The 13,427-nt window shown below is 71.5% G+C and carries 11 protein-coding genes; 4 read left to right on the top strand and 7 right to left on the bottom strand.

What is annotated here, in order from left to right; all coding sequences use genetic code 11:
• Positions 1–20: 20 nt before the first annotated feature.
• Positions 21–221 (bottom strand): hypothetical protein, encoded by a 201-nt coding sequence (locus tag HEP85_RS19945; RefSeq protein ID WP_153289730.1) that lies wholly within the window; start codon positions 219–221, stop codon positions 21–23.
• A 226-nt stretch (positions 222–447) separates the two neighbouring features.
• Between HEP85_RS19945 and HEP85_RS19950 the strand changes: the two genes are divergently transcribed.
• The 4 genes from HEP85_RS19950 (at position 448) to HEP85_RS19965 (ending at position 4,958) form a co-directional block, all read left to right on the top strand.
• The gene (locus HEP85_RS19950; RefSeq protein WP_168528936.1) at positions 448–957 is read left to right on the top strand and encodes a MarR family winged helix-turn-helix transcriptional regulator; all 510 of its coding nucleotides are present in this window, start codon (positions 448–450) and stop codon (positions 955–957) included.
• Positions 958–985: 28 nt separating this feature from the next.
• Positions 986–3,517, top strand: coding sequence for an MFS transporter (locus HEP85_RS19955; RefSeq protein ID WP_168528937.1), 2,532 nt, complete (start codon positions 986–988; stop codon positions 3,515–3,517).
• Between the two features lie 90 nt (positions 3,518–3,607).
• A complete protein-coding gene (locus HEP85_RS19960) occupies positions 3,608–4,429 on the top strand; it encodes a YceI family protein (RefSeq protein WP_168528938.1) in 822 nt (273 codons plus the stop codon).
• A 58-nt stretch (positions 4,430–4,487) separates the two neighbouring features.
• A complete protein-coding gene (locus tag HEP85_RS19965; RefSeq protein WP_168528939.1) occupies positions 4,488–4,958 on the top strand; it encodes a PPOX class F420-dependent oxidoreductase in 471 nt (156 codons plus the stop codon).
• Positions 4,959–5,018: 60 nt separating this feature from the next.
• On the opposite strand, the gene HEP85_RS19970 is transcribed toward HEP85_RS19965, so the two are convergent.
• The 6 genes from HEP85_RS19970 to HEP85_RS19995 all read right to left on the bottom strand — a co-directional run bounded on the left by HEP85_RS19970 (position 5,019) and on the right by HEP85_RS19995 (position 13,426).
• Positions 5,019–5,804: a TetR/AcrR family transcriptional regulator gene (locus HEP85_RS19970; protein ID WP_168528940.1), complete on the bottom strand. Its 786-nt coding sequence runs from the start codon at positions 5,802–5,804 to the stop codon at positions 5,019–5,021.
• Positions 5,805–6,065: 261 nt separating this feature from the next.
• Positions 6,066–8,387: a glycosyltransferase family 39 protein gene (locus tag HEP85_RS19975; RefSeq protein ID WP_248002007.1), complete on the bottom strand. Its 2,322-nt coding sequence runs from the start codon at positions 8,385–8,387 to the stop codon at positions 6,066–6,068.
• Positions 8,384–9,928, bottom strand: a complete 1,545-nt coding sequence (locus tag HEP85_RS19980; RefSeq protein WP_168528941.1) for a bifunctional glycosyltransferase family 2/GtrA family protein — start codon at positions 9,926–9,928, stop codon at positions 8,384–8,386. The genes HEP85_RS19975 and HEP85_RS19980 overlap by 4 nt, the downstream gene beginning before the upstream one ends.
• Before the next feature lie 14 nt (positions 9,929–9,942).
• Positions 9,943–11,598: a cell wall metabolism sensor histidine kinase WalK gene (locus HEP85_RS19985; protein WP_168528942.1), complete on the bottom strand. Its 1,656-nt coding sequence runs from the start codon at positions 11,596–11,598 to the stop codon at positions 9,943–9,945.
• Entirely contained in the window at positions 11,595–12,335 is a 741-nt protein-coding gene (locus tag HEP85_RS19990) for a response regulator transcription factor (protein WP_211118027.1), read from the bottom strand. The genes HEP85_RS19985 and HEP85_RS19990 overlap by 4 nt, the downstream gene beginning before the upstream one ends.
• Positions 12,336–12,433: 98 nt before the next feature.
• Positions 12,434–13,426, bottom strand: coding sequence for an amidohydrolase family protein (locus HEP85_RS19995; protein ID WP_168528944.1), 993 nt, complete (start codon positions 13,424–13,426; stop codon positions 12,434–12,436).
• Position 13,427: the final 1 nt, after the last annotated feature.

Here is a 13,427-nt window from a genome sequence, read left to right on the forward strand (position 1 = left end):
CCGCTACCGGCGGGGCGTGCTCACGACAGGGCGAGCCATGCCACGGCGGCCACGACCGCCACGGCGACGACGATGCCGATGATGAGGCCGATGCGGGGACCCGCGGGGGCGGCCACCTGCTGCTGCTGACGGGCCTGGGGGCCCTCGTCGACGAAAGCGCGGAACATCTGGGTGCTACCCGCGGGGTCGTAGTTGCCCTCGGGGCCCTGGGTGTTTGCCATGGCCCAGGACCCTAGCGAATAGCCGCGGCCCGCCCAAGTGCGGGGCCCCTCCGGGACGCGACCGGGCCTCACAGCGGACTCTCAGTCTGACACCCCTCTCACCAGCAAGTTTACGTTTGCCAATACGTGCCTTTGCCATGTTTTTATCCCGGCGGGGACCGCTTCGTTTGCCTGCGGCAACCAACTGCATTTATGGTTGCCCCAAGCAACGAATAATGGAGGGGCGATGGCCGAGCGGGCGCAGTACGAGGAGTTGGCTCGTCAGCTCAGTGCCATCGGCGCCGTGAAGAGGGAGCTGGCGCGGATCCTGCCGCACGACTGCCCGGCGGGTTCCGCCGCCGTGCTGACGCTGCTGGGCCGCCACGGCGACATGCGGATGAGCAAGCTCGCCGAGCTGCTCGCCGTGGACATGTCCGTGACCAGCCGCCATGTCGCGCACGTCGCCGACCGGGGCTGGATCGAACGCCTCCCCGACCCGGCCGACAAGCGCTCGCGCATCCTGCGTCTCACCGGCGCCGGGCTCGCGCGGCTCGACGAGCTCTCCCAGCGCTCCTCGCAGCTCTTCGCCGACCGGCTCAGCGACTGGTCCGACCAGGAGGTCGGGCTGCTCAGCAACCTGATGGGCCGGCTGCGCGAGAGCTTCGGCGACTGCCGCGCCACCCAGCGGCCCCCCTGTCCCCCTGAAGTACAGGCAGTTCACGCAACAGAACCGACCACCACCCGTACACCCGCGTAAGCACACGAAGCACTAGAGAAGGAAGCCCATGGCAACGACCACACCAGCCGGTGTGCGGGCTCACGCCAAGCACGGAGGTGGGTCCTCCGACGGCGCTCCGATGACACACCGGCAGATCATGGAGGCGCTCTCCGGGCTGCTCCTCGGCATGTTCGTCGCGATCCTGTCGTCGACGATCGTCACCAACGCCCTGCCCGAGATCGTCGGCGACCTGGGCGGCGGCCAGTCCGCCTACACCTGGGTCGTCACCGCCGCGCTGCTCTCCATGACCGCGGCCACGCCCCTGTGGGGCAAGCTCTCCGACCTGTACAGCAAGAAGGCGCTCGTACAGATAGCCCTGATCATCTACGTCCTCGGATCCGCCGCCGCGGGTCTGTCGCAGAACGCCGGCATGCTGATCGCCTGCCGCGTGGTCCAGGGCATCGGCGTCGGCGGTCTGTCCGCCCTCGCCCAGATCGTCATGGCGGCGATGATCTCCCCGCGCGAGCGCGGCCGCTACTCCGGCTACCTCGGCGCGACCTTCGCCGTCGCAACCGTCGGCGGTCCGCTGCTCGGCGGCGTCATCACCGACACCTCGTGGCTCGGCTGGCGCTGGTGCTTCTACGTCGGTGTGCCGTTCGCGGTCATCGCGCTCATCGTGCTGCAGAAGACCCTGCACCTGCCCGTCGTGAAGCGGGAAGTCAAGGTGGACTGGGGCGGCGCGTTCTTCATCTCGGCCGCGGTCTCGCTGCTGCTGGTCTGGGTCACCTTCGCCGGTGACAAGTACGACTGGATGTCGTGGCAGACCGCCGCGATGGTCGGCGGCGCGATCCTTCTCGGCGCGGTCTTCGTGCTCGTCGAGTCCAAGGCGAGCGAGCCGATCATCCCGCTGCGGCTGTTCCGCAACCGCACCATCACCCTCTCCTCCCTCGCCTCGCTCTTCGTGGGCGTCGCGATGTTCACCGGCACGGTCTTCTTCAGCCAGTACTTCCAGCTGGCCCGTGACAAGTCCCCGACCATGTCGGGCGTCATGACCATCCCGATGATCGGCGGCCTGTTCGTCGCCTCCACGGTCTCCGGCCAGGTCATCACCAAGACCGGCCGGTGGAAGTACTGGCTGGTCAGCGGCGGCGCCCTGATCACCGCGGGCCTGGGTCTGCTGGGCACCATCCGCTACGACACGACCTACTGGCACGTCGCGATCTTCATGGCGCTGCTGGGCCTCGGCATCGGTATGACGATGCAGAACCTGGTGCTGTCCACGCAGAACCAGGTGGCGCCGTCCGACCTCGGCTCCGCCAGCTCCACGGTGACGTTCTTCCGCTCCCTCGGCGGCGCGATCGGCGTCTCCGCGCTGGGCGCGATCATGTCCACCCGGATCACCGACTACGTCAAGGACGGCCTGGCCGGCCTCGACCCCAAGTACGCGGCCGCGGCGGCCTCTTCCGGCACCGGCACCATCCCGGACATGGACGCCCTGCCCGCCCCGCTGCGCACCCTCCTGGAGAGCGCGTACGGCCACGGCATCGCGGACGTCTTCATGATCGCCTCCGTGCTGGCACTGCTCGCCTTCTTCGTCATGCTGTTCATCAAGGAGGTCCCGCTGCGGACCTCGGGCGCGCTGGCACAGGCGGCCCAGGCCGCGCAGGCCGACGCGGGGGTTCCCGCCGTCGCCGCCGAGCAGGAGGCCCCGGGCCGGGCCGTCCCCGCGACGAACGCCCTGACGAACACCTCGGCGGACACCGAGCCCGCGCCGGAGGGCACCCAGCGACTCGCCGCCGTCGCCACGGCGACGAGGGAGAGCGCCCCGGCGCCCGCCGGCGGGATCCCGGTCCGCGGTCACGTCCGCGGCGCCGAGAGCGCGCCGGTGCCGCGGGCCGCGGTCACGCTGATCTCGCTCGCGGGACGGCAACTGGGCCGGTCGGTCGCACAGGCCGACGGCTCCTACGCGGTGGACGCGCCCGGCACGGGTTCGTACGTCCTGATCGCCTCCGCCGACGGCTTCCAGCCGCAGGCCTCGACGATCGTCGTGAACGGCGAGCCGGTGGCGTACGACATCCTGCTGAGCGGCACGAGCGGGCTGAGCGGGCTCGTGCGGGCCGCCATCACCGGGACCCCGGTCAAGGACGCCATGGTCATCGTGACCGATGTGCGCGGCGACGTGCTGGCCACCGGGACCACCGGTGAGCAGGGCGAGTTCGCCTTCGCCGAGCTGGTGCCCGGACCGGTGACCGTCGCCGTGAACGCGGCGGGACACCGTCCGCAGGCGCTGCCCGTCGAGGTCGGCGGCGCCGGGGTCACCCGGGTCGAGGTCGAACTCCGCGCCGGCGCCGAGCTCCAGGGTGTCGTCAGGGCGCCCGGCGGCCCGCTGCCGGACGCGCGGGTCACGCTGGTCGACGCGGCCGGCAACGTGATCGGCACGGCGCGCACCGGCACGGACGGCGCGTACGCCTTCACCGACCTGGACGGCGGCGAGTACACGGTCATCGCGACGGGCTACCCGCCGGTGGCCACCGCGCTGACCGTCGGCGGTCGCGGTGTCGACGACCACGACATCGAACTCGCCCACCCCGGCGAGTAACAGGAAACCCCGGCCCGTGGGACGCGCGCTCCGAGCGGAGGCCGTGCTCCCACGGGCCGGTTCATGTGCAAGACAGGCAGGAGAAACGGGATGGGACTGACCGCACGGATTCGTACGCGGGACGGATGGGCCGTGTCGCACGCGGTCGTCACGGTGACCGACATGACCGGGACACAGGTGCTGCGGGCGGAGGCGGACGCCGAGGGCGCCGTCCGGGACGCCGGTGCGCTGACGCCCGGCGCGTACACCGTGATCGTCACCGCGGTCGGGTACGCGCCCGCCGCCTCCAGCGCGATCGTCACGGCGGGCGGCCGTGCCGAGGTCGGCACCGTGGTCCTCGCCCGGCAGGGCGGCACCGAGCTGCCGCCGCCCGGCCCGTGGACCGTCGATCCCGCCCACTCCTCGGTGGGGGCCGTCGCCCAGCACCTGGGCATCTCCAGCGTGCACGGCAGGTTCACCGCCTTCTCGGCCACCATCGAGATCGCCCCGGACGAGGTGGCCAAGTCCCGGGTGGAGGCGGTGATCCAGGCGGCCTCCATCGACACCGGCAACGCGATGCGTGACGGCCATCTGAGGTCCCCCGACTTCCTGGACGTCGAGACGTACCCGCTGATCACCTACCGGTCCACCGGCCTGACCCCGGCCGGCTCCGACCGCTGGACCGTCCACGGCGAGCTCACCCTGCACGGCGTCGTACGCCCGGTGGACCTGGACCTCGCCTACCTGGGCACGGGCGCGGACCCGTGGGGCGGCACCCGCGCGGCCTTCCGGGCGACGGCACAACTCCACCGCGAGGACTTCGCGATGAACTACAACCAGGTCGTCCAGGCGGGCATCTCCGCGATCGGCACCACGCTGAAGGTGGAGCTGGACGTGCAGGCGGTGCAGGGCGCGGCGTTGCCCCAGATGTGAGGTGACACCCCCCGCGGCGCCCCGTTCCCGGGCGCGGGACAGCCCTTAGGCTGCCCCCATGGCACCGAACATCGCGACGAACACCTCCGTATCCCGCGACGAACTGCTCGACTTCGTCCGCCCCCGCCACCGCGCCATCCTGCTCACCCGCCGGGCCGACGGCAGCCCCCAGGGCTCGCCGTTGACCTGCGGGGTCGACGACGCGGGCCGCGTCGTCGTCTCGACGTACCCCGAGCGCGCCAAGACCCGCAACGCCAAGCGGGACGAGCGGGTCAGCCTGATCGTGCTGAGCGACGAGTGGAACGGGCCGTGGGTCCAGATCGACGGCACCGCCGAGGTCATCGACCCGCCGGACTCCGTCGAACCGCTCGTCGAGTACTACCGGAACATCGCGGGCGAGCACCCGGACTGGGACGAGTACCGCGCGGCGATGCTCAAGCAGGGGAAGGCGATCATCCGGATCACCCCCGAGAAGTGGGGTCCGGTCGCGACGGGCGGTTTCCCGGCGCGTCTGGCGTCGCAGGAGTAGCCGGGGAGCACCCCGGAGTCGCCGGTGCGCGGCGGGCGACGTCCGCCTCGGACAGAACGACTAGGGCGTGTCCGCGCCGCGGGCCACCATGGTCTCGATGCCCGCGATCAGTGTCTCCAGGGCGAACGTGAAGTCCCGTTCGCGCATCTCCTCGACCGTGTCGCCGCCGCGGGCCTCCATCAGGTCCGCGGCGCTCTCGAAGTTGGCCGAGAACTGCGGCTGTTCACTGATCGTGCTCATGGCCTGGCGGAAGTACTCCTCCTGGCTCATGCCCGCCGAGGCGCAGCGCTGCACGAAGTGGCCCTCGATGGTGCCGAAGCCGTACACGAACTGGAAGACCGCCGAGAGCGCGCCCATCTGGCCGTGCGGGGGCAGGCCCGTGCTGCGGACCACCTTCTGGACGCAGAGCGAGAAGGCCATGGAGTGCGGGCCGATGTTCAGGAACGTGCCGATGAGCGGTGACACCCAGGGGTGCCGGACCAGCAGCGCGCGGTAGCCGGTGGCCACGGACCGCAGCTGGTCCCGCCAGTCCTCGCCCGACTCGGCGTCGGGCAGCCCCAGTTCGCCGAAGACCGCGTCGAGGGCGAGTTCGAGCAGGTCGTCCTTGGTGTCCACGTACCAGTACACGGACATCGCGGTGACGTTCAGTTCGGCGGCCAGCCGTCGCATGGAGAACCGCGCCATCCCCTCGGCGTCCAGCAGCCGTACCGTGACCTCGGTGATCCGGTCCCGGTCGAGCCCCGAGGGCTGACCACCGCCGCGTGCCGCACCGCCCCGGGGGGCCTTTCCCTCCAGCCAGACACTGGTCCGCGCCGGACGCTCGGCCCGGCCGGCTGCCCTCACCATGGCGTACCTTCCTCGGAACGGGGGACTGCGGTCACTCGCGACGGCGGGCCGGAACGCTCCGGTCCGTCCTCCCTGATGCTAAGCGCGCTTTGCGCGGAAACCGCCCTCGCGGAGTCTGCCCTCTCCGCACGCCGTAGCAACGCCGCGGCCCGGCGGTCCGCCGATCCCCGTGCCGCCGGTGAGGCGCGGAACGGAACGGGCGGTGGCCCGGAGCTCGATCGCTCCGGGCCACCGCCCGGTGAGTGCCTCGGGGTCGGTTCGTCAGCTCGTCGGCCGCGTCAGGTCGTAGAAGGTGGCCGAACCGACGGTCACCTTCTTGAAGTTGGCCGTGACCCACGAGCTGATCCGGGAGGAGGCGGAGGCGGTGCCCGAGGCGCCGCCGCCACCCATACCGCCGCCCATGCCGCCGCCCGAGATGAAGTAGTGGATCCTGCCGTCGGCCACGTACTTCTTGAACTGGGCCAGAGTCGGGGACGGATCGGTGCCGTTGAAGCCGCCGATCGCCATCACCGGCTTCCCGGTGGCCAGTTGGTAGCTCGCCGAGTTCTGGGAGCCGATGGCCGCGGCCGCCCAGGTGTAGTCGTCGGCGTTCTTCGACAGCAGCGTCCTGGCCGCGGAGCCGACGTTCGCGCCGTTCAGCAGACCGCCGGCGCCGCCTGCGCCCATGCGGCCGTCACCCGTGCCACCGCCGGGCATGCCGCCCTGCCGGTTCTGGCCCTGGGTACCGCCCTTGCCCTGGGTGTTCCCGTTGCCCTGCTGGCTCCCGCCGGGGAAGCCACCGGTCCCGCCCGTCGGGGGTCCGCCCGTGCCACCGCCCTGCTGCCCGCCCTGTTGCCCGTTCTGCTGGGTGCCGTTGCCGTTCTGCTGGGTGCCGTTGCCGTTCGGCTGGTTCCGGCCGCCGCCGGGGAAGCCGCCCCGCATACCGCCGCCGGGACCGCCGCGACCGCCCATCGTGCTCGCCCCGGACGGACCGGCCGTCACGATGGAGCCGGAGTGCCCGGTGTTCACCGTGGAGAGCGTGTACGCCGTCGGGCCCGCGAGCGCGGCCACGAAGCCCAACCCCGCGGCCACGAGCGCCAGATGGCGGCCGAGCCGGGTCACGAAGACCAGGCCGAGCGCGCCCGTCAGACCGCCGACGAGGACCAGCCACTTGAGCCAGGGCAGGTAGTCGGGGGTGCGGTTGAGGAGGACGTACCCCCAGGCCGCGGACGCGGTGACCGCACCGGCCAGGGTGAGCGACGCCCACACCTTCCCCCGCTCCTCCCACAGCACCGTCGCGCCCATGCCGACGACGGCCGCGATGTAGGGCGCCAGGGCCACCGTGTAGTACTGGTGGAAGATGCCGGCCATGTAGCTGAAGACGGCCATGGTCATCAGCAGCGAGCCGCCCCAGGCCAGGAACGAGCCGCGGGTCAGGTCGGTCCGCCCCGCCTTCCGGGTGAGGACGAGGCCGGCCACCAGCAGGATCAGGGCCGCCGGCAGGAGCCACGAGATCTGGCCGCCGATCTCGGAGTTGAACATCCGGTTCCAGCCGGTCTCGCCCCACATCCCGGTGCCACCACCGCCACCGCCACCGCCACCGCCGACGCTGCCTGTCTCGTCGCCGTTGATGCGGCCGAGACCGTTGTAGCCGAAGGTCAGCTCCAGGAACGAGTTGTTCTGCGAGCCGCCGATGTACGGGCGCGAGGACGCGGGCCACAGCTCCACGATCGCGACCCACCAGCCGCCGGCGACGAGCATCGCGCCCGCCGAGAGGCCGATCTGCGCGAACCGCTTCCGCACGCTCACCGGCGCGCAGACCGCGTACAGCACGGCCAGCGGCGGCAGGATCAGGAACGCCTGGAGCGTCTTGGCGAGGAACGCGAAGCCCACCGCGACGCCCGCCCACACGAGCCACTTCGTCCGGCCGTCCTCCAGAGCGCGGATCACGCAGTAGACCGTGACGGTCATCAGCAGCGCGAGCATCGCGTCCGGGTTGTTGAACCGGAACATCAGCGCGGCGACGGGAGTCAGCGCACAGACCGCGCCCGCGATCAGACCGGCCGCCGGGCTGAACCGGCGGCGCAGGGCCGCGTACAGGACACCGACCGTGGCGACGCCCATGACCACCTCGGGGACGAGGATCGCCCACGAGCTGAGGCCGAAGATCCGCACCGACAGGGCCATCGGCCACAGCGAGGCCGGGGGCTTGTCGACGGTGATGGCGTTGGCGGAGTCGAGCGAGCCGAAGAAGAAGGCCTTCCAGCTCTGGCTGCCGGCCTGGACGGCCGCCGAATAGAAGGAGTTGGCGTAGCCGGAGGCGCTCAGGCCGTAGAGGTAGAGCAGCGCGGTGGCGACGAGCAGTCCGGCGAAGGCGGGGCGCACCCAGCGCGGGTCCTCGGGCCGGCCTCGCCGGACGCGGTGGAGGAAGGGCCGCCGGGGTTCACCGGGCCCGGGAAGGGCGCCGGGTGCGGAGGGCTCTCGCTGGGGCGTATCGCCCTGGCCGGTCGGCGGACGTCGCACGGGCGCCGGCTCCGCGGAGGGATGCGCGTCGGGCTGACGGCTCATGTCGGGCTGACGGCTCGTGTCGGGCTGAGTGGTCATCGTGCGTCCCTCGGATCGTGATCGTGCGGGCGCACCGGCTGCAGTTGCATGGTGGCGTCCCCCCAGGTGCGGTCCGCGGCGTCACGGGCGCGGAACTCGTCGGTGTCGTGGGTGTTGTCGTAGGCGTTGCCGTACGCGCTGTCGTACGCGCTGTCGTGCGCGGATCGCGTCGCCGCCGGGAGAGGGGACCCTTGTGGATGCCGGGGGCCCTGCCGGGCCGGGGCCGTCGCGTACGAGGGCTGGGCCGGGGCCGGGGTGTGCGACGCCACCACCGTGGACGACGTACCGTCGCTCGTGCCGTCGCGCCGGTCCGGGAAGACCCAGGCGCGGAAGAGCAGGAACCGCAGCACGGTCGCCGCCAGATTGGCGGCGATCAGAACCGACAGCTCGGTGGAGTGCGCCGGGCTGCTCGTGGCCGCGTTCAGAGCGGCGAGCGATCCGCTGGTGAGCGCGAGGCCGATACCGAAGACGACCAGGCCCTGCGCCTGATGGCGGACCGCGCCGCCACGGCCGCGGACCCCGAAGGTCAGCCGCCGGTTGGCGGCGGTGTTGGCGACCGCCGAGACCAGCAGGGCGAGCGCGTTGGCGGCCTGTGAGCCGGAGAAGGACCGGAAGCCGTTGTAGAGCAACAGGTAGAAGAGCGTGGACAGGGCGCCCACCACGCAGAATCCGACCAGTTGGCGGGCGAGGCCCCCCGGCACGTCGGTCAGGTCGCGGTCGCGCGGGTCGTCCCCGAAGGGCCGCGCGAGCCGGTCCAGCGGCAGCGATCCGGTGCCGAGGGCGCGCCCCACGCGCCACACGCCCTTCAGGTCGTCGGTCGCCGTCCGCACGAGGTGCACCGTCGAGTCCGGGTCGTCGACCCAGTCGACCGGCACCTCGTGGATACGCAGCCCGGCACGCTCGGCGAGCACCAGCATCTCGGTGTCGAAGAACCAGCCGGTGTCCTCGACCAGCGGCAGCAGCACCTGCGCGACATCACGGCGGATCGCCTTGAAACCGCACTGCGCGTCCGAGAAGCGGGCCTGCAGCGAGCCGCGCAGGATCAGGTTGTAGCCGCGGCTGATGAACTCCCGCTTGGCGCCGCGCACCACACGCGAACTCCGGGCGAGCCGGGAGCCGATGGCGAGGTCGGAGTGGCCCGAGATCAGCGGAGCCACCAGCGGCAGCAGGGCGTTGAGATCGGTGGACAGGTCGACGTCCATGTAGGCGAGGACCGGGGCGTCCGAGGCCGACCACACGGTGTGCAGCGCGCGTCCTCGGCCCTTCTGTTCGAGCCGGCGGGACCGGACCTCCGGTATCCGCGACTCCAGGCGTGCGGCCACCCGGGGAGTGGTGTCCGTCGACGCGTTGTCCGCGACCGTGATGCGGAACGGGTACGGGAAGGTGCGCTCGAGATGCTCGTGGAGTCTCACCACACACCGCTGGAGGTCCTTCTCCTCGTTGTAGACGGGGATCACTACGTCCAGGACAGGCGTACCGGCGGACCCGGCCGGGAGGTGCTCCCGCGCCGGCAGGTCGCCGGGAGAAGAGTCGGTTCGCATGGGAACGACTCTGGTCAGACGCCCTGTCGCACCCATGTGGTGGCACTGTGCTGTGGCTGTGAGTGCCGTTGCGCCTTTGTTTCCACGGTGGTTCGCGGGGTCGTTTCCACGACCGGGTCGTCGGCGAGCGCGGGCAGGTGCAGGGTGAACACCGTCCTGCCCGGCACGCTGTCGACGGTGACGGCGCCCCCGTGCGCGGAGGCGACGGCCTGCACGATGGCGAGCCCGAGACCGGTCGAGCCGGAGGCGCGGGAGCGCGAGGAGTCGCCGCGCGCGAAGCGTTCGAAGACGCGCGGCAGCAGTCCGGGCGGGATGCCGGGTCCGTCGTCCTGGACGTCCACGCACAGCCACGGTCCGTGCCGGTGCACGCGTGCGGTGACGGTCGTACCGGGCGGGGTGTGCGTCCTGGCGTTCGCGAACAGGTTGACCATGACCTGTTGCAGACGGGCGGCGTCCGCGAGGACCAGCGCGGGTTCCTCCGGCAGTTCGAGCCGCCAGTCGTGGTCGCGGCCGGCCGCCCGTGCGTCACTCACGGCGTCGATGACGAGCGGTACGAGGTCGGTGCCGTCGTACTGGAGCGGGCGTCCGGCGTCGAGGCGTGCGAGCAGCAGCAGGTCCTCCACCAGCCCGGTCATCCGGCCGGCCTCGGACTCGATCCGGCCGAGGGCGTGCCGGGTGTCGGGCCCGGTCTCCTCGCGGCCGCGTCTGGTCAGCTCGGCATAACCCCGGATCGACGCCAGCGGTGTACGCAGCTCATGACTCGCGTCCGCGACGAACTGCCGCACGCGCGTCTCGCTCTGCTGACGTGCGTGCAGGGCGCTGTGGATGTGGTCGAGCATGCGGTTGAGCGCGGCGCCGACCTGGCCGACCTCGGTGTGCGGGTCGGCCTCCGACTCCGGGACCCGCTCGTAGAGGGTGACCTCGCCGGTGTGCAGGGGGAGTTCGGAGACACGGGTGGCGGTGGAGGCGACCTTGCGCAGGGGGCGCAGGGCGAGCCCGACGAGGACGCTGCCGGCGATACCGGCGGCGATGAGACCGGCGGCGGTGACGCTGACCTCGACGAGGATCAGGGTGTCGACGGTGTTGGTGACGGTCCTGGTGGGGATGGCGACGTAGTAGGCACCCCGGAAGCCTTCCTGGTACTTGACGCGGTACTCGCCGAGGCCCGGGACGTCCACGGTGTGCGTGCCCGTCCTCGGCACGGTGGCGAGCGCGGCCTTCTGGGCGGCGCCGAGCTCCTTGGTGCCCATGTCCGGGACGTCGCCGACGGCGGTGGTGTCCTGCTGCTCGGAGACGACCGCCCGGGTGATCACGCCGTTCGACACGGCGGCGCCGATGGTGTCCTCCTGGTTCGGCCCCCTGGTGAGGAAGTCGAAGACGTCGGTCGACACGATGCCGGCGCCGTCGGACCGGGCGTTCGGGGGTATCCCGGTGCCACCGGCCTGGTTCCCGCCCCCCGGTTTGAACAGGCCGGCGGCGCGCTTGGCGACCTCCCCCAGCGTGCCGTCCAGCTGCTGGTACAGATGCGAGCGCAGCGCGAGGGTCGTCACCGTACCGATCACCGCGCACACCACCGCGATCAGCGTCACCGCGGAGACGACGAGCCGCGTCCGCAGTGTGCGTGGCTGTCGTCCCCGCCCCCGCCCACGCGGCCGTCGTCGTCCGCTCATGACACCGCGGGCTTGATCAGGTAACCGGCTCCGCGCCGGGTGTGGATCATCGGCTCGCGCCCCGCGTCTATCTTGCGGCGCAGATACGAGATGTACAGCTCGACGACGTTGGCCTGGCCGCCGAAGTCGTAGGACCACACGCGGTCGAGTATCTGCGCCTTGCTGAGCACGCGCCGGGGGTTGCGCATGAGGAAGCGGAGCAGTTCGAACTCGGTCGCGGTGAGGTGGATGCTGTCCCCGGCGCGGAACACCTCGTGGCTGTCCTCGTCGAGGGTGAGATCCCCGACGACCAGCGTCGAGTCGGAGCGCCGGTCGGCGGCACCGGAGCGGCGGATCAGCCCGCGCAGCCTCGCCACGACCTCTTCCAGGCTGAACGGCTTGGTGACGTAGTCGTCACCGCCGGCCGTCAGACCGGCGATGCGGTCCTCGACGGCGTCCTTCGCGGTGAGGAAGAGGACGGGCACGTCCGGCAGTTCACGGCGCAGCCGCCCCAGGACCGCGAGCCCGTCCATGTCGGGCAGCATCATGTCCAGCACCACGGCGTCGGGGCGGAACTCGCGCGCGCTCTGCACCGCTCCCTGTCCGTCACCCGCGCTACGGATCTGCCACCCTTCGTAACGAAGGGCCATGGACAGGAGTTCGGTGATCGACAGCTCGTCGTCCACCACCAGGACTCGGACGGGGCTCCCGTCCGGCCTCAGCAGTTCGGTACGCCCCTGGGGCGAGGTCGTGGTCATAGCGGACACCTTGCTGGGCGCCGCTGAGAGCATCCTTTCGGAGACCTGTGATTTTTCTGAGAAACGCACAGGCGCCTCTCAGCGAACTCCTGGGAGGATCAGGCGGTTCCCGGGGCGCCTCCGGGCGGGGGTGCGACGCCGTCCGCGCGCGGGGGAGCGATCCCGAAGAGACGCGCCCCGTTCTCATAGCAGACCGCCCGCAGCCAGTCGTCGCCCAGCTCGAGCCGTTCCAGGGCGTGCAGTTGATGGGCGTAGGGATACGGGATGTTCGGGAAGTCGGTCCCGAGCAGGATCCGGTCGCCGAGGGCGGCGAGCCGGGCCGACGCCTCCCGTGGGAACGGCGCGAGCCGCTCGCTGAAGTCCGTGAACGCCATCGTCGTGTCGAACCGCACCTCCGCGTACCGCTCGGCGAGACGGAGGAACTCCTCGTACTCGGGCATCCCCAGGTGCGCGACGATCAGCCGCAGCCGGGGGTGCCGGGCGAGGACCCGGCCGGCCGGCTCGGGCCCGGTGTACTTGCCGGGCGTCGGTCCGGACCCGCAGTGCATCACCACGGGGATCCCGGCCTCGGCGAGCAGCCCCCAACTGGAGTCGAGGAGCGGGTCGGCCGGGTCGTACGCGCCCACCTGGACGTGTGCCTTGAAGACGCGGGCGCCCTGTTCCACCGCCTCCCGCACATACGCCTCGACGTCCGGCTCGGGGAAGAGGGTGGCGGTGTGGAGGCAGTCGGGCGTGCGGCGGGCGAAGTCGACGGCCCAGGAGTTGAGCCATCGCGCCATGCCGGGCTTGTGCGGATAGAGCATCGCGGTGAAGGCCCGTACGCCGAACTCCCGGATCAACGCCAGCCGTTCGTCCTCGTCGCCGCGGTAGGTGATGGGCCATTCGATGCCGCCGGTCAGCGGGCCGAGGCCGTCGAAGTAGTCCCACACCTTGCGCAGGACCCGCTCGGGCATGAAATGGGTGTGGACGTCGACGAGGCCCGGGAGACCGAGCCGCTCCCAGAATCGCCGTACGTCCTCCCCGTCAGCCGTGCGCGGACCGGACCCCCCGCCGCGCTGGACGTCGACGGGTGTCCGGGGTTGATCGCTCATG

Origin of the sequence: Streptomyces sp. RPA4-2 (assembly GCF_012273515.2) — a bacterium.
In the GTDB taxonomy this organism is placed as follows: domain Bacteria; phylum Actinomycetota; class Actinomycetes; order Streptomycetales; family Streptomycetaceae; genus Streptomyces; species Streptomyces kaempferi.

Bases quoted from the DNA above. Each gene is read 5' to 3' on its own strand.
- HEP85_RS19990 (WP_211118027.1), bottom strand. From the start codon at position 12,335: ATGACCACGACCTCGCCCCAGGGGCGTACCGAACTGCTGAGGCCGGAC.
- HEP85_RS19995 (WP_168528944.1), bottom strand. From the start codon at position 13,426: ATGAGCGATCAACCCCGGACACCCGTCGACGTCCAGCGCGGCGGGGGG.
- HEP85_RS19945 (WP_153289730.1), bottom strand. From the start codon at position 221: ATGGCAAACACCCAGGGCCCCGAGGGCAACTACGACCCCGCGGGTAGC.
- HEP85_RS19965 (WP_168528939.1), top strand. From the start codon at position 4,488: ATGGCACCGAACATCGCGACGAACACCTCCGTATCCCGCGACGAACTG.
- HEP85_RS19980 (WP_168528941.1), bottom strand. From the start codon at position 9,928: ATGCGAACCGACTCTTCTCCCGGCGACCTGCCGGCGCGGGAGCACCTC.
- HEP85_RS19960 (WP_168528938.1), top strand. From the start codon at position 3,608: ATGGGACTGACCGCACGGATTCGTACGCGGGACGGATGGGCCGTGTCG.
- HEP85_RS19950 (WP_168528936.1), top strand. From the start codon at position 448: ATGGCCGAGCGGGCGCAGTACGAGGAGTTGGCTCGTCAGCTCAGTGCC.
- HEP85_RS19985 (WP_168528942.1), bottom strand. From the start codon at position 11,598: ATGAGCGGACGACGACGGCCGCGTGGGCGGGGGCGGGGACGACAGCCA.
- HEP85_RS19955 (WP_168528937.1), top strand. From the start codon at position 986: ATGGCAACGACCACACCAGCCGGTGTGCGGGCTCACGCCAAGCACGGA.
- HEP85_RS19975 (WP_248002007.1), bottom strand. From the start codon at position 8,387: ATGACCACTCAGCCCGACACGAGCCGTCAGCCCGACATGAGCCGTCAG.
- HEP85_RS19970 (WP_168528940.1), bottom strand. From the start codon at position 5,804: ATGGTGAGGGCAGCCGGCCGGGCCGAGCGTCCGGCGCGGACCAGTGTC.